The organism is Streptacidiphilus anmyonensis, from assembly GCF_000787855.1.
Taxonomy (GTDB): Bacteria; Actinomycetota; Actinomycetes; order Streptomycetales; family Streptomycetaceae; genus Streptacidiphilus; species Streptacidiphilus anmyonensis.
In genome coordinates this window covers 21097-34861 of sequence record NZ_BBPQ01000034.1, presented here as the reverse complement: position 1 = coordinate 34861, position 13765 = coordinate 21097, and the positions used below count along the sequence as shown (strand labels likewise).

The window sequence follows — 13765 nt, the reverse complement described above, 5'->3', positions numbered from 1 at the left end:
GTCCAGGTGCGGTGTCCGCGTGTCAGTGCTCGCGGTAGACCAGCGCGATGCCGATCACCATGATCACGGCGAGCAGCAGCGCCCACGCGCCGTGGCCGTGCAGGACGAGGGCCGCGCCGGGCGCGGCTCCGGCGATCATCGCGGCGACGGCGAGGACGCGGCGGCGCAGCCGGGTGCTGTTGCCGCCCGCGAGGGAGGAGTCGGCGGCGATCCCGGTGAGGGTCATGGTGAGCACCGTCGTCGAGATGTCGGGCACGGCGAGCTTGCGGACGGTGCCGTTGCGCAGGCCCATGGAGAGCCCGAGCAGGGAGATCAGCACGAGTTGCGTGTTGCTCCGGACGCCCACGGCGAAGCCGATGGCGGTCGCGCCGACCTGGAGCGCCGCCTCCAGCAGCAGGGCGGTGCGGAACCAGTGCGGGCGCGTGCTGTGCCGGTGCCGGATGGCCAGCCGCCCCGCCCAGGCCGAGCCGACCAGGAAGGCGCCGAGCGACGTCAGCGAACCGGCGGCGGAGAAGCCGGGTGCTCCGGCGATGGCGAAGCCGACGACCACGACGTTGCCGGTCATGTTGGCGGTGAAGACGTGCCCGAGGCCGAGGTAGCTGACGGCGTCGACGACGCCGCTGACGACGGTGAGCAGCAGCAGGGATACCGTGAGCGGGTGGCCGTCGCCGATCTCGGCGCCGGTCGGGACCGGACGGCTCGGGGCTGTGGACATCCACCGAGCATCCCAGCGCGCCACGCCCCCGCGCCGACGTCCCGCGGCCGACACGCCGTCCCGGGCGGACCCGGGCTCGCACCCCGGGTCGCACCCCGGGTCGCAAAAAGTTGATGCATCAACTACGATGATCACCGATCGACGACGAGTGGAGGAACGATGGCACAGCGCGTGGTGGACAACCCGGACGCGTCGCGGTTCGAGATCTACGACGGCGAGGAGAGGGCCGGCTTCGCCGAGTACCACCGCTTCCGGAACGAGATCGCGTTCATCCACACCGAGATCGACCCGAGCTTCGAGGGCCGGGGCCTCGGCAGCGCGCTCGCCCGCGCCGCCCTGGACGCCGCCCGCGAGCAGGGCCTGGAGGTGCTGCCCTTCTGCCCCTTCATCCGCGGCTGGATCACCAAGCACCCCGAGTACGTCGACCTGGTCCCCCAGGCCCAGCGCGCGCGGTTCGGCCTGTGAGCGCCGAGCCGACCACAGCGGACGGCTACGCCCGGGTGGGCGCGGCCGTCGCCACCCTGAGCGGCCCCGACTACCACGTCGACATCCGCGTCGGCCGCCACGCTCTGGCCGCCGACGAGCCGGTCTCCCACGGCGGCGCCGACACCGCCCCCACGCCCGTCGGCCTGCTCCTGTCCGCGCTCGGCTCCTGCACCGCCGTGACGTTGCGGATGTACGCACAGCGCAAGGGCTGGGCCCTGGACGAGGTCCGCGTGCACACCGCCTACGAGGAGGGCCCGGACGGGACGCACCGGATCACCCGGCGCATCGACCTCGACGGGGACCTCGACGACGCCCAACGCGCCCGCCTGCTGGAGATGTCCGAGCGCACGCCCGTCACTCGCGCAGTCAGCGGCGGCATCCCGGTCGTGCCCGCGCCGGCCCACTCCGCCGTCCTCGGCCCGCGTGCGGCGGGCTGAGGAGCCCGCACTGAGCGTCCGTCAGTCTGCGGACCGCGGACGGTCCGGCACCCGGTCCAGCGCGAAGCCGAACAACCGCGCATAGGCCTTGGGCAGTTCATCGACCGTCAGTTCCCGCTCGGTGCGCCCGCCGGAGTCCTCGGACTCGATCAGCGTGCGTCCGCTGACCGTGACCCGACCGGTCTCCGTGCGGCGCGTGCAGAGCACGTTCCGCGTGAAGTGCGACGTCGGCGAGGTCTGCTGCCACCAGCAGCAGACCTCGAAGTCGGCCAGCGTGCGCGGGCGCAGCTCCAGCAGGTACTGCGGCTCGCCCTCCCGGGAGACCACGACGTCCGCTCCGTCCGGTCCCGGCTCGGCGTCCAGACGGTAGCCGCCGGTCGGATCGAGCTGGTCGACGCCGAGGTCGAAGCGGAGCGGGAGGTCGGTGTGGCGCCCGTAGGCGACGTCGGCCAGCCACTCGACGCCGTCGGCGTCGGCGACCCGCAGCGCGAGGTGGTCGAAGAGCGGGCCGAAACCGTTCTCACCGTGCGAGCGCCCGGCCAGCCGCGTCACCCGGTAGCCCAGTGCCTCCAGCAACTCGGCGAACAGGCCGTTCAGTTCGTAGCAGAAGCCGCCGCGCGCCCGCTCCACGACCTTGTCGAACAGCGCGTCCGGCTCCAGCACGATCGGCTCGCCGAGGTGGATGCTCAGGTTCTCGAACGGCACCGCCCGCAGATGCCGCAGGTGCAGTTCGCGCAGCGCCTCCGCGTCCGGCCGCGCGGGGCGTCCGGCGCCGATCCGGGCGAGGTAGGCGGTGACCTGGTCGGCGGTGAGCGTCATGACGTCATCACACCACGACCGGTCACACCACGGCCATCGCGTCGATCTCCACCAGCATCGGCTCCTGCGGCAGTTCGACGAAGACGGTGGTGCGGCACGGCTTCACGCCGTCGGCCTTGACGTTCTCGGCGATGAACTCCGCGTACGCCTCGTTCATGGCGGCGAAGTGGGCGCGGGTGGTGAGGTAGACGCGGAACATGACCACGTCCTCGACGGTCGCGCCGCCCGCCTCGACGATCGCCTTGACGTTCTCCAGCGTGCGCCGGGTCTGCGCCTTGACGTCTCCCGGGTACAGGTACGCGCCGGTCGCCGGGTCCTGCGGCCCCTGGCCGGAGACCTGGAGGATCGGTCCCTTGCGCACCCCCTGGGAGAAGAGCCACGCGGGAGCGGGCGCGCCGTCGGTGCGGATCTCGGTCTTCTCGTCGCGCGTCTCGTCGCTCATCCGGCGATTGTTCCACACCGTGTGATCTTGCTCTCTTCCCGCCCGCGCCGGGCCCGGCTCCCGGGCGCGGGGTCGCGAGGATCACAGCCGTCGGCGGCCCGAAACCGCCGAATCGGGACTTTGGTCCCGTGCTGTCTCCGCTCGGGCCGCACGACGATGGCAGGGAGGTCGCGGACAGCGCCGTCGACGGCCCGGCACCCCCGCCCGCCCCCGATTCCGAGGCAGGTCCTCCATGTCGGTCTTCCCCACCACGTTCCCCGCCCCGCCGGGACCCGGCGCGCGGTCACGATGGATGCACTGGGCGCCGGTGCTGCTGCTCGTCGTCGACCTGGTGCTGGAGACCGCCGCCCCGAACATGGTCGCGGCGGGCTTCCCGCTGACCCTGCTGCCGGTCGTCGCGGCCTTCACCCTCGGCCCATGGGTGGTGGGCGGGGCGACGGTGGTGACCCTCGGCCTCCAGTTGGCCCTCGCCGACCGGGTCGGGCACCTCACCGAGCAGCACCACCTCTGGGTCTACGTCGCCACCGCCCTGGCCGGCGTGCTCGGCGCGGCGCTGGCGGCCCAGCGCCGGCGGCAGTCACGCGACCTGGTGCGGGTGCGGACCGTCGCCGAGACCCTGCAACGTGCCGTACTGCGGCCCGTCCCGGGGCGGACGGGCGCACTGCGGGCCGCCGGTTTCTACCACCCGGCCGAGGCCGACGCGGGGGTCGGCGGCGACCTGTACGAGGTGTGCGAGACGCGGTTCGGCACCCGGGTCCTGCTCGGTGACGTGCGCGGCAAGGGCCTCGACGCGGTGCGCACCGTCGCGGACGTGCTCGGTGCGTTCCGTACCGCCGCGCACGAGACGGCCGACCTGACGGCCCTCGCCGCCCAACTGGACCGCCAGGTCGCCCGGCACGCCGCCGAGACGGGCGACCACGAGCTGTTCGTGACCGCCGTCCTGGTCGAGCACCAGCCCGCCACGGGCCGGGTCGCGGTCGTCAACCGCGGACACCTCGACCCGCTGCTGATCCGCGACTCCGGCGTCGAGCCGGTCGCCTGCCCCGCGCGGCTGCCGCTGGGCCTGGGCGCGCTGGGCCTGGACACGCCGGGCCTGGGCACGCCGACCGGGCCGGAGGCGGACGCCTCCCAGACGACCGTCCGCGCACTGCACCCCGGGGAGACGCTCCTGCTGGTGACCGACGGCATCACCGAGGCGCGTGACGAGGAGGGCGCGTTCTACCCGCTCGCCGCCCGCCTGGAGACGCTCGGCCCGCGCGATCCGCGCGCGGTGATCGACCACCTCGGCCGCGACGTCCCCGCCTTCGCGGCCGAGCTGGGCGACGACCTGACGGCCCTCGCCCTCGCACCCGTCTTCGGCCCCGACGCGCTGGTCGTCCGGACGGACGAGGCCCGCCTGGTTGCCGGCGGTGGCGTTGCACATGCCCAGCAGCCTGAGGTGTCGGCGTAGGCGAAGTACGAGGCGTCGACGAGCCCGGTCCGTGCGCAGCCGGAGGCGCCGGCGGCGGCGCCGGCGCCGTGCTCAGGGCGAGCAGCAGCGGGGCCGCGAGGCCCCCACAGGGCGGGCGAGGGATCGGTCAACTCGCCGTCGCGAGTTCCAGCGCGGAGACCACCTCGGCCCGCGTGGGCGGACCGGAGGCGCGGCGCACCACGCGTCCGCCCCGGTCGAGGACCAGGACGGTGGGTGTGCGCATCACCTCGGCACGGCGGACCAGGTCGAGCCGCTCCTCGGCGTCGATCTCCACGTGGCGGACGCCGGGCGTCCCGGAGGCGACGTCGGAGAGCAGGCGGCGGGTGCCGGGGCAGGTGGCGCAGAAGGACGTCGAGAACTGCACCAGCGTCGCCCGCTCCCCGAGGGACTCGCCCAGCTCCCCGGAGGACAGCCGCAGGCCCGCGTCCCCGCGGCCGCTGCGCAGCCTGCCGTCGCGGCGGGCACGGACCAGCCCGAACACGGTCGCGGCGGCGAGCACGACGACGGCGATGATCAGTCCGGTCGGGTCGCTCATCGCGTCGCCTGCCCCAGCCGGGCCCGGCCGCGCACGGCGAGCAGGTAGACCTCGCAGCCGAGGCAGTAGCCGAACGCGGCGTTGAGGAAGGCCGCGGCGAGCGCCAGCGCCGCGGCCGCGACGCCGAGCCAGGTGGCGCCGGACAGGTAGCCGACCGCGCCGACGGCGGCGAAGGTGAAGCCCACGGCTTGGGCGAAGCGCGGCGGCCGCTCGTCCTCCAGCTCCCGCGGCGGCCCGAGCCGCGGGCGCACCAGACGGCGGTAGAGCCACCCGTACGGCGAGTAGCGCAGCCCCAGGGCCGCGCCGAGAGCGAAGACGACGGCCTGCGCCGCGAGCAGCGGGCCGCTGCCGGTGGCGAGGACCACGACAAGGACGAGCGTGGTGAGGACGGCGGCGAAGCGCGGTCCGCGCGGGTCGACGCGAACCGGCGCCCCGAGGGCGCGGTCAGACATGGAGTACTCCGGGACGGAACGGACGGGACGCGGTACGGGGAGCGCGAGCGCGGTCAGCGACACGCGGCGGACCACACACGACCGAAGTCGATGTGGGCCCTGGTGACCAGGTGCGTCGTCGTGCGGAGCATGCCTTCCATTCCAGCAGCCGTCCCCTGCCGGGTCAATCACAGGTCAATGTCGATCACAACCCGGGGAACGGAACCGTCAGCCGCCCTTCGGCCCGGATTCGATGCTTGCCACGTGGAGGAAATCAACTCGTCCGTAGGGTTCTTCGGCGTCGTTCCAGAAAGGATCGCAGGCGGTCCATTCCTTGGAATCCATGAGGCCCGGGATTTCCCGTTCCTCTTTCAGGCTCGAACTGACGATGAAGGCGTTGCCCTCCGGATCGGCCATCGTGACCTCACCGATCCCCCAGCCGTGATGACGCTTCTCGATCAGCACCGCGCCCATCCCCTCCAGGCGCCTCACTTCGTCGAGAAGCGGCTCGTCAGTCGGCTGAAGCCACAGCAGCACGGCACCGGCCACATGGTTCGGCGGAGCCGACGTCAACAGGAGCTGCTCGCAAGCGCCCTCCCCACCCGGGAACTCGATCATGGCGTAGGGCTCACTCCCAGCCGGCCTGCCCCTCAACGCGGCGCACCAGAAGCGCTGCTGTTCTTCAAGATCACGGCACGGGATCAGGGTGAACCGCACATGCATCGGCATCCGCCCACGCTAACCGGGTGTGCCAGGATCTGCCGTCGTGACGGATGACGACCCCCTCGTCGGCCTGGACGACGTGCCCTGGGACCGACTGCAGCACTCCTACGGCATGGCCGACGACGTCCCCGGACACCTCCGGGCGATGCAGGCGGGCGTCTGGGAGGGCCGGTACCCGCCGATTGCCCAGCTGGCGAACCGCATCGTGCACCAGGGCACGCGATCACAGGCCGCAGTGCACACCGTTCCGTTCCTTGTGCGGATGTCACTCGACCCGAGAACGGCCAACAGGCATCAATGCGTCGGTCTGCTGGTCGCCATCGCGATCGGACCGGACAACAACTTTCTTCCCAACGGCTATGCCCCGGAGGAAGACCGCGCCTACCTGGCGAGTCTGCACGGTGAAGCCGATGACTGGGCCCGGTGGATCGCCGAGGCGGCGGACGACGACCAGCGCGAACAGCGCCGGGCGAACTGCGCGCAAGTGCTCATCGACGCTGAAGCCGTGGTGCGTTCCTACGACGCCGTCCGGGAGGCACTCCCGGCACTCGCCCCCCTGCTGACCTCCGACAGTCCTGAACTGCGATCGGAGACAGCGAACTTGCTGGCTTGGTTCCATGAGTTCGCAGCGACGTCGATTCCGCTCCTGAAGGCGTTCATCGCCGACGAGGTCTCACCCGGCGCGGCAGCGACAGGCGTGCTGGCTCTCGGTCTGCTCGGCAGGCCGGAGACCGTCGCTTTCATCGAGGGCTACCTCGACAGTCCGACCGTCGAGCTGCGCTGGGCCTCCGCCTACGCGTTGACACGGTTCGGCATCAGCAATCCGGCCATCATCGACGCGCTGACACAGGTCGTGGCCCACCCGCCCGAGAAGACCGAGACGATGTCGTTTCTGAGCGGCTCCTACCGCGGCCTCGCGGCGATGGCCCTGGCCGAAGCGTCCGAAACCCCGACGCTCCGGGCCGTCGATGCGATGCTGGCCGGCCTCGCTGACTCTGCGGGTGCCGAAGGGTTCCACGACAAGTACTACACAGCGCGGACACTGTTCGCGATCGTCTTCCCCGGCGATCCCGCCGAACCACCGCGGTCTGTCGGGGACCTGAGCAACATCCAGCAGCGTGTCGTGCGCTTCGTCGCCGATCAGGAGGAAGCCGCGTGGCCATCCGGCGCAACGGACGCCTTCCGTCGGTGGAAGGTACCGACCAGGAATCCTGACCTGCGCGTCTAGGCCGCGACGCCGCAGGCCGGCCAATAGGTCGGAGGGTGCTTCAAAGCCGGACGACGTAGACGTTCACAAAGAAAGGTCCGCCGATCTCTGCTGATTCAAGGTGACCGGACAGAGCGCGCCCACCGTCGAGACCGCACGTGACGTGGACGTTGGGCGCACCGTCGACGATCTCGCCATTGCCGGAGAGCTCCGCGTACCGGCCGGAGGTGTGCACGGTTTCGCGCGGCTTCCCAGCGTCCATGGTGGCCAACGTGAACGAGCGGACCGCGCCTACCACCGAGACCACCGCCGCGTCCTTGATCCCGCGTGCCTCCGCCTCCGCCGTGAGCGCCTCGATCAGGTCGCCCCTGGCGGAGAGGCTGATCAACTCCATGGGTGCTCTCCGTTCAGCGCAAGTCCGATGGCCCGCAGGTTCTCCCGGCTGTCCTCGGAGCGTAGCGCGGCCGCCAAGAGCGTCCGTGCGGGTCGGGAGCCGCCGCTGACCGCCTCCCCGAGGTAGACAGCCGCACACCATCGGTTCGACGCGTCCTGCCGGTCGTTGAGCAGCGCGCCGAGGGCCCGGATCCCCGTCCGTGGGGCCGAAACAGCGGTGTACCCCCTGGCAGCGGGCCAACTCAGGCGGAACGCGCGGCGAGTGAAACAGCGCAGGCACCGCGCGCGTGTCTCGCAGTCGCGGCTCATCGACTGCTCCGCCCGCTCGATCAGTTCCGGCCGCTGGGTCTTGAAGAGCGTGGATTGGGAGTTGCCTCGGAGCAGCGAAGTGGACCCGTCGTCCAGCCAGCGGACAAGCCTCCGCCGAGTACCCTGATCACGGTTGGCGAGGTTCGCCCACTGTGCGGTGAAGTCGTAGGGGCCGATGCTCTTCGAGAGCCACGACTCATCGCCCCCCGCCACGCTGGCGAGCATGTCCCGCAACTCGGTCCGGCGTGTGACGCTGATCGCCGCCATGCCTGTGGCAGCGAGGAAGGCTCGGCGCTCCACGCGCGCGTCTCCGGCCGCCGCATACAAGTCCCCGGCGGGCAGGTCGAGAACGACTGCCAGAGAGGCAATCCAGCGCCTTCCCGGCACGACCTTGCCGGACTCCCAGCGCTTCACTCCGTCGCGTCCTGGCTGACCATCAGCGTTGCCGTCCTGCTGACACAGCAACGCCGCCAGCTCGTGCTGTGTCAGGCCGAGAGCCAGCCGCCTGTCCCGGATCAGGTCCCCAATCACGCCCACGCCCTCAGAATGCCCCCCGACATGCCCCCGCGTAGCCAGATTCCCTCTCGGTACACCTGTAGGACGACCTGCAAGGCAAAGGCGAGAACCGGTGAGCGAGGCAACCTTGAACGAGTCACCCGGGGCTGAGCAGCCCGGGCCCTGCGCTGAGTGCAAGCGCCTTCGGCAGCAGGCACAGAGCGCGGGGGTGCTTCACGACTGGAATCGGCTCGCCAGAGTGCGCGCCGATCAGCGGAAGCACCAGCGCGACGCGCACGAACACGACGTGCAAGAGCCGGAGACAGCGGCAGTTCAGCGTTACCGCCGTCCGCCGGTCCCATGGACTGTCCAGGACTCGACGCTTTTCCGTCCGCCGTACAGGTAGCGCACGTCGCGCGTGTGAGGTCGCTGCCGGCCGGGCCCGTCTCAGACCCGCGACCCGTCTTACGCGGCGGCGAGGAAGTCCACGAACGCCTGCGTGAGTTCCGGCGCGACCGCAGCCGTACCGTGGTCGCCGGGGACCTCGACCAGGCGGGTCGACGGCAGCAGGGCGACCAGTTCCCGTGCGGATGCGAGGCGCTCGTCCTCGGTCCCCATGACCACCAGCATCGGGGTCCCGTCGAGGCGGGCGACGGCCTCATGAGGGGTGTCGGCGATCGAGTCGAGCACGTGCAGGAGGGCGACCGGGTCCATCCCCCGAGCCCGCAGGTACTGCTCCGTGCGGGCCTCGCGGGTGCCCGGCTCGAACGTGCCGGCGCCCGCGAGGGCGCGCCGCAGGGCGCTTCCCGCGCCGCCGCCTGTGCCCAGGAGCTCACGCAGGCCCTGTCCACCCACCACCGCCCGCCGGGGCGTGGCCCCGCGTACCAGCATCCGCACGGTGATCCGCGCGCCGAGCGAGTACCCGCCGACGTCGTACTCGTCCAGCTTCAGATGCGCGACGAGCGCGAGCGCGTCATCCGTCAGCACGTCCCGCGGATACGACTCCACACTCTGCGGCTTGGCACTGCGCCCGTGCCCGCGGAAGTCCGGCATGATCACCCGGTGCCCGCGCTCCGCGAGCGCGGGCGCGAGGGCGGCTCCGGCCGCGAACCACGACTCCGCGTCCGCGGTGAGCCCGTGGAGCAGGACAACCGGCCGCCCCTCCCCCAACTCCCGATAGGCCAACCGCTCACCGTCGGGCGCTTCGAAGAACCGGGCGTCCGGAAACTCCCCCGCAACACTCACCATGTCGGCACCGTACACCGGTGCCGATCAGAGCCGGTCGATCCGCTCCTGCGCCCACCGGGCGTAGCGCGGGTCCTGGAGGCGCTCGGCCCAGGCGGGGTGGGCGTAGAGGAGGTCCCGCGCCGTCTGGATGTCGCAGTGTTCCGGGCCGAGGAGTTCGCGGACGACCACGACGTCGACGCCCGGGGCGAGCGGGTCCGACGCCAGGTGGGCGAGGACGGTGGGGAGGTCGGTGCTCTCCAGCAGCTCGCGGGCGGCCTGGATCCGGTAGGCCACCCAGCGGGCCCGGAGCGGGTGTTCCGGCTCGCCCTGGGCGGGCAGGCCGGCGAACGTCGGAGCGAGCGCCGTGAGCAGACGGTGGACGAGGGCGTCCAGGTCACCGGGCAGCCACGGGTACTCGGCCGTGAAGTGCCGCCACTCGTACGCCATCCCCTCCGCCAGCTCGGCGATGTCCTCGAAGCGGGTCGGGGCGGCCGACTCCCCGCGGTCGGAGGCGATGAACGCCGCACCGAGGAGTTCGTAGTCGAGGGCGCAGCGCTCGGCGAGGAGTACCGCGTCGTAGAGGTCCTTGCCCTGCGGGTGGAGGTCTCCGACGAGCCACTTCAGTTTCCAGGCCAACGACAGCTCCGCTGTGGCCGCCAGGAGCCGTGTGCCCGGGGAGCCCGAGGCGGGCGAGAGCGCCGGGACGAGGGTCCGGACGGGCGGCTGCGGGAGCTCCTCGTTGAAGACGAAGTCCAGCTGCACCACTCCGCCCGGCAGGTCGCCGCACGTCCAGGGCAGGACCAGGCGGCGGCCGGGGACGCGCTCGTACGTCCAGATGTCGTCGGCGGCCGCGCCCTCGGCGTCGAACCGCAGCGCGCCACCGGCGCGTTCGGCGGACTGCTGGGCTGCGAGGGCGATGCCGTCGAGCATGGCGTCCGTGCGCGGGTCGCCGATGGCCCACGACTGCGGGACGACGACGAAGTCCAGGTCGCCCGGCTCGCGCGCCGCCTCGCCGAACCAGGCGCGCAGCAGCACGCTGCCGCGCAGGACGAGCGAGTCGGCCCACTCCGAGGCGGCGACCGCTGCCAGCACCAGGTCGAGTGCGGTGCGCCGCGCCTCCACCCAGGCGGCAGCGAGCGCCGCGTCCTCGAACTGCGGGTCGCCCGCCCGGAAGGCGTTGGCGTAGTGCTTCAACGCGGGCTCGAAGCAGGCTCGTTGCCGGACCCGGGCATCCTCGACCGGCCGCAGCGTCCGGGGCAGCCGACGGGCGGCTCGCACCTCGTCGCGCAAGGGCCCCGACGGGAGCTGCTCCGAGTCCAGTCGGCGCTGGTCCCACGGGTCCATGGGCTGCTCCTGGTGCCGCTCGGTCATCTCGCGTCTCCCTCCCCCTGCGGCGGATCGATCCAGCCGTCGTCGACGGCGGCGTCGCTGTCGTGGACGACGAACTCCCGCTCGACGTCCTCCCAACGGTGGCCCGCGCGCCGCAGCGACGCCAACAGGATTTCCAGGCGCGCCCCCGCGGTCTCCCGGCCGACCCCGTGGCAGCGCTGCGTCACGAACCGCCGCTCCACCCCGTCGACGCCGACCTTCCGGGCGTTCCACGACAGATGAGCCTGATGCGGGGTCACCAGAACCGCCAACGCGCCGAGATCGCTGCCGCGCTCGAGTCGCAGGGCGATGTGGTGCTCGAAGTACAGCCCAGCGGACGCGAGCCGGCACGCCTGCTCGTCGTCGGCGGTCGGCACGCCGTCCGCCCAGGGCGAGACCTCCAGCTTGACGCGCCGTACGTGGAACCCGTCGCGCGCGAGGGCGTCAGAGACCCGGCGCGACTCGGCGAGCTGCTCGTCGAAGGCGCCGCGACCCCGCAGCGTCAGCATCGGTTGCGAGGGCGTCCGGCCGCGCGCGAGCACGATGTGGGTGGCCCTGAGACCGGCGCGGGCCGCCCAGACGTCCAGCCGTGCGAGCTCCGCCGTGTCGTCGCACCCCACCGTCAGATGAGCCTCGAACGGCCCCGAAAAGCCCTGGTCCGCCACGTCCCGCCCCTCCCCCGCTTCACGATGCGCGTCACCCTACGTGGACCGCGCGCCCGTCGGCCGCTGAATTCCCACCGGGGGGAGGCGGGCACCGCTTGAGCGGGCGCACGGCCGACCGCGAGGATGGAGCCATGATCAAGGGCGTCCTCTTCGACTTCTCCGGCACCCTCTTCCGCATCACCTCGACCCGGGCGTGGCTCGACGGGGGGCTCGACGCGCTCGGGCTCGACCTGCCCGAGGCCGAGGCGGCCGCGCTCGCCGAGCGGCTGGAGCACGCCGGGGCGCTGCCCGGCGGCGCGAGCCCTCGTCAGGTGCCGGAGCACCTGCGGCGGCTGTGGGCGGAACGCGACCTCGACGCGGCGCGGCACCGCGCCGCGTACACGGGTCTCACCGCGCTCGCCGGTCCGCTGCCGGACCCGCGCCTGGCCGACACGCTCTACGACCGGCACCTGCACCCCGACGCCTGGCGCCCGTACCCCGACACCGAGGCGGTCCTCAAGGAGCTGCGGCGACGCGAGGTGCCGGTCGGCGTCGTGAGCAACATCGGGTGGGACCTGCGGCCGGTCTTCCGCCACCACGGCGTGGACCATCTCGTCGACGTCTTCGTCCTGTCCTACGAGCACGGCCTGCAGAAGCCCGATCCCGGCCTCTTCCGGTCCGCGTGCGAGGCGCTGCGCCTCGCGCCCGGCGACGTCCTCATGGTCGGCGACGACGCGACCGCCGACGGCGGCGCGACGGCGCTCGGCTGCGCGTTCCTCCAGGTAGCCCACCTCCCGGTGGACGAACGGCCGGACGCGCTCACAGCCGTGCTCGACCGCGTGAACGCGTGAGCGCGTGAACGCATGACGCGCTGAGCCACGCGGCAGAGCGGGGTCGGGCCGGTCGGAGCGAGGCAGAGAGAGGCAGAGCGAGGCGGAGCCGGGCGAGGTCCACAGGGATCCCACAAACTCCGCTGCTGCACTGCGTCCAGGCGCCGCCGCCGAGGCGGCGGGGAAGGGAGGCCGGCCGTGGCCGTGCCGCGTACACCACTTCGGCTGGTCGCCGTCGCGGGTCTCCTCGCGCTGCTGCTCGCCCTGCTGGCCGGATGCACGCCCCACGGGTCCACACCCCCGGCCGGCGGCGCGACGGGCAGCGCGGCCGCGGCCGCGCTGCCGGTCGGCAGCTCGACCGCGCGGCTGACCGTCGGGGGGCTGGGCCGCGACTACCGGGTCTACCGTCCGGCCTCGCTTCCGGCGCGGGCACCACTCGTGGTGATGCTGCACGGCGGTTTCGGCAGCGCGGCGGAGGCGGAGCGCTACTACGGCTGGGACCACCAGGCGTCCACCGCGCACTTCGTCGTGGTGTACCCGGACGGGCTCGACCACGCGTGGAACACGGGCGGCGGCTGCTGCGGCACACCGGGCCGGAAGGGCACGGACGACGTGGCCTTCGTCAGCGCCGTCGTCTCCGCCGTGGAGCAGAGGGTGCCGGTGGACCCGCGCCGGGTCTACGTCACGGGCATCTCCAACGGCGGCATGATGGCCTACCGGCTCGCCTGCGACACGCACCTGTTCGCGGCGGTCGGCGCCGACTCCGCGACGCTGCTCGGCGCGTGCTCGGACCCGGCGCCGCTCTCCGTGCTGCACATCCACGGCACGGCCGACCACAACATCCCCTACCAGGGCGGTCAGGGACAGGGCGCGGCGCACATCGACGGCCCGCCGGTGCCGGACGTCGTGGCGGACTGGCGGGCCACGAACCGGTGCTCCGCGCCGGCCACGACCACGTCGAGGCCGGTCACCACCTCGTCGGCCGCCTGCCCCGACGGCCGCGCGGTGGAGCTGATCACCGTCGCCGGGGCGGGACACCAGTGGCCGGGCTCACCCGACCGTCCGCTGATCCAGCGGGCGCTGGGCCTCGACACGCCGTCCAAGGCGCTGGACGCCACCTCCGTGTTCTGGACCTTCTTCGCCGCCCATCCAGCACCCTGAGTCGCCTGAGTCTCCCGAGTCCCCTCAATCGCTTCGATCCCCTGAACCCCGTCAGTCCCCGCGGCCTCGACC

The 13765-nt window shown here is 72.5% G+C and carries 17 protein-coding genes; 6 read left to right on the top strand and 11 right to left on the bottom strand.

Going from position 1 to position 13765, the window contains the following annotated elements; genetic code table 11:
• Positions 1 to 22: 22 nt before the first annotated feature.
• Entirely contained in the window at positions 23 to 715 is a 693-nt protein-coding gene (locus TR50_RS25410; RefSeq protein ID WP_042426409.1) for a YoaK family protein, read from the bottom strand.
• Positions 716 to 874: 159 nt separating this feature from the next.
• Here TR50_RS25410 and TR50_RS25405 point away from each other — a divergent pair, with 159 nt between their 5' ends.
• Positions 875 to 1180 carry a GNAT family N-acetyltransferase gene (locus TR50_RS25405; RefSeq protein WP_042426406.1) on the top strand — a complete coding sequence of 102 codons (306 nt, stop codon included), beginning with the start codon at positions 875 to 877 and terminating at the stop codon, positions 1178 to 1180.
• Positions 1177 to 1638 (top strand): OsmC family protein, encoded by a 462-nt coding sequence (locus TR50_RS25400; protein WP_201776874.1) that lies wholly within the window; start codon positions 1177 to 1179, stop codon positions 1636 to 1638. Before TR50_RS25405 ends, TR50_RS25400 begins: the two co-directional genes overlap by 4 nt.
• 21 nt (positions 1639 to 1659) lie before the next feature.
• On the opposite strand, the gene TR50_RS25395 is transcribed toward TR50_RS25400, so the two are convergent.
• Both TR50_RS25395 and TR50_RS25390 read right to left on the bottom strand, forming a co-directional pair.
• Complete coding sequence (locus tag TR50_RS25395; RefSeq protein ID WP_042426403.1) at positions 1660 to 2457, bottom strand: arylamine N-acetyltransferase family protein; 798 nt, start codon at positions 2455 to 2457, stop codon at positions 1660 to 1662.
• 22 nt (positions 2458 to 2479) lie between these two features.
• Positions 2480 to 2899 carry a RidA family protein gene (locus tag TR50_RS25390; protein ID WP_042426400.1) on the bottom strand — a complete coding sequence of 140 codons (420 nt, stop codon included), beginning with the start codon at positions 2897 to 2899 and terminating at the stop codon, positions 2480 to 2482.
• 232 nt (positions 2900 to 3131) lie between these two features.
• Between TR50_RS25390 and TR50_RS25385 the strand changes: the two genes are divergently transcribed.
• Positions 3132 to 4349, top strand: coding sequence for a PP2C family protein-serine/threonine phosphatase (locus TR50_RS25385; protein ID WP_152648622.1), 1218 nt, complete (start codon positions 3132 to 3134; stop codon positions 4347 to 4349).
• A gap of 127 nt (positions 4350 to 4476) precedes the next feature.
• On the opposite strand, the gene TR50_RS25380 is transcribed toward TR50_RS25385, so the two are convergent.
• The 3 genes from TR50_RS25380 to TR50_RS25370 form a co-directional block, all read right to left on the bottom strand.
• Complete coding sequence (locus TR50_RS25380; RefSeq protein WP_042426397.1) at positions 4477 to 4905, bottom strand: TlpA family protein disulfide reductase; 429 nt, start codon at positions 4903 to 4905, stop codon at positions 4477 to 4479.
• On the bottom strand, positions 4902 to 5357 hold the full coding sequence (locus TR50_RS25375; protein ID WP_042426523.1) for a DUF4395 domain-containing protein: 456 nt from the start codon (positions 5355 to 5357) through the stop codon (positions 4902 to 4904). Before TR50_RS25375 ends, TR50_RS25380 begins: the two co-directional genes overlap by 4 nt.
• 207 nt (positions 5358 to 5564) lie before the next feature.
• On the bottom strand, positions 5565 to 6065 hold the full coding sequence (locus tag TR50_RS25370) for a VOC family protein (RefSeq protein WP_042426395.1): 501 nt from the start codon (positions 6063 to 6065) through the stop codon (positions 5565 to 5567).
• Positions 6066 to 6102: 37 nt separating this feature from the next.
• Between TR50_RS25370 and TR50_RS25365 the strand changes: the two genes are divergently transcribed.
• The gene (locus TR50_RS25365; RefSeq protein ID WP_042426392.1) at positions 6103 to 7287 is read left to right on the top strand and encodes a HEAT repeat domain-containing protein; all 1185 of its coding nucleotides are present in this window, start codon (positions 6103 to 6105) and stop codon (positions 7285 to 7287) included.
• 40 nt (positions 7288 to 7327) lie between these two features.
• Here TR50_RS25365 and TR50_RS25360 read toward each other — a convergent pair whose 3' ends face one another.
• The 5 genes from TR50_RS25360 to TR50_RS25340 all read right to left on the bottom strand — a co-directional run bounded on the left by TR50_RS25360 (position 7328) and on the right by TR50_RS25340 (position 11723).
• A complete protein-coding gene (locus TR50_RS25360) occupies positions 7328 to 7660 on the bottom strand; it encodes a PCC domain-containing protein (protein WP_042426389.1) in 333 nt (110 codons plus the stop codon).
• On the bottom strand, positions 7651 to 8505 hold the full coding sequence (locus tag TR50_RS42930; protein ID WP_160311177.1) for a helix-turn-helix domain-containing protein: 855 nt from the start codon (positions 8503 to 8505) through the stop codon (positions 7651 to 7653). Before TR50_RS42930 ends, TR50_RS25360 begins: the two co-directional genes overlap by 10 nt.
• A gap of 423 nt (positions 8506 to 8928) precedes the next feature.
• Complete coding sequence (locus TR50_RS25350; RefSeq protein WP_042426518.1) at positions 8929 to 9711, bottom strand: alpha/beta fold hydrolase; 783 nt, start codon at positions 9709 to 9711, stop codon at positions 8929 to 8931.
• Positions 9712 to 9735: 24 nt separating this feature from the next.
• Positions 9736 to 11061 carry a nucleotidyl transferase AbiEii/AbiGii toxin family protein gene (locus TR50_RS25345; protein WP_236654586.1) on the bottom strand — a complete coding sequence of 442 codons (1326 nt, stop codon included), beginning with the start codon at positions 11059 to 11061 and terminating at the stop codon, positions 9736 to 9738.
• Complete coding sequence (locus TR50_RS25340; RefSeq protein WP_042426385.1) at positions 11058 to 11723, bottom strand: hypothetical protein; 666 nt, start codon at positions 11721 to 11723, stop codon at positions 11058 to 11060. The genes TR50_RS25345 and TR50_RS25340 overlap by 4 nt, the downstream gene beginning before the upstream one ends.
• 134 nt (positions 11724 to 11857) lie before the next feature.
• Between TR50_RS25340 and TR50_RS25335 the strand changes: the two genes are divergently transcribed.
• Both TR50_RS25335 and TR50_RS25330 read left to right on the top strand, forming a co-directional pair.
• Positions 11858 to 12553 (top strand): HAD family hydrolase, encoded by a 696-nt coding sequence (locus TR50_RS25335; RefSeq protein WP_152648628.1) that lies wholly within the window; start codon positions 11858 to 11860, stop codon positions 12551 to 12553.
• Between the two features lie 177 nt (positions 12554 to 12730).
• Entirely contained in the window at positions 12731 to 13693 is a 963-nt protein-coding gene (locus tag TR50_RS25330) for an extracellular catalytic domain type 1 short-chain-length polyhydroxyalkanoate depolymerase (protein ID WP_201776873.1), read from the top strand.
• Positions 13694 to 13765 lie beyond the last annotated feature (72 nt).

Coding starts and splice junctions, on each gene's coding strand:
- TR50_RS25410 (WP_042426409.1), bottom strand. CDS start 715: ATGTCCACAGCCCCGAGCCGTCCGGTCCCGACCGGCGCCGAGATCGGC.
- TR50_RS25380 (WP_042426397.1), bottom strand. CDS start 4,905: ATGAGCGACCCGACCGGACTGATCATCGCCGTCGTCGTGCTCGCCGCC.
- TR50_RS25370 (WP_042426395.1), bottom strand. CDS start 6,065: ATGCCGATGCATGTGCGGTTCACCCTGATCCCGTGCCGTGATCTTGAA.
- TR50_RS25345 (WP_236654586.1), bottom strand. CDS start 11,061: ATGACCGAGCGGCACCAGGAGCAGCCCATGGACCCGTGGGACCAGCGC.
- TR50_RS25405 (WP_042426406.1), top strand. CDS start 875: ATGGCACAGCGCGTGGTGGACAACCCGGACGCGTCGCGGTTCGAGATC.
- TR50_RS25375 (WP_042426523.1), bottom strand. CDS start 5,357: ATGTCTGACCGCGCCCTCGGGGCGCCGGTTCGCGTCGACCCGCGCGGA.
- TR50_RS25390 (WP_042426400.1), bottom strand. CDS start 2,899: ATGAGCGACGAGACGCGCGACGAGAAGACCGAGATCCGCACCGACGGC.
- TR50_RS25385 (WP_152648622.1), top strand. CDS start 3,132: ATGTCGGTCTTCCCCACCACGTTCCCCGCCCCGCCGGGACCCGGCGCG.
- TR50_RS25360 (WP_042426389.1), bottom strand. CDS start 7,660: ATGGAGTTGATCAGCCTCTCCGCCAGGGGCGACCTGATCGAGGCGCTC.
- TR50_RS25350 (WP_042426518.1), bottom strand. CDS start 9,711: ATGGTGAGTGTTGCGGGGGAGTTTCCGGACGCCCGGTTCTTCGAAGCG.
- TR50_RS25395 (WP_042426403.1), bottom strand. CDS start 2,457: ATGACGCTCACCGCCGACCAGGTCACCGCCTACCTCGCCCGGATCGGC.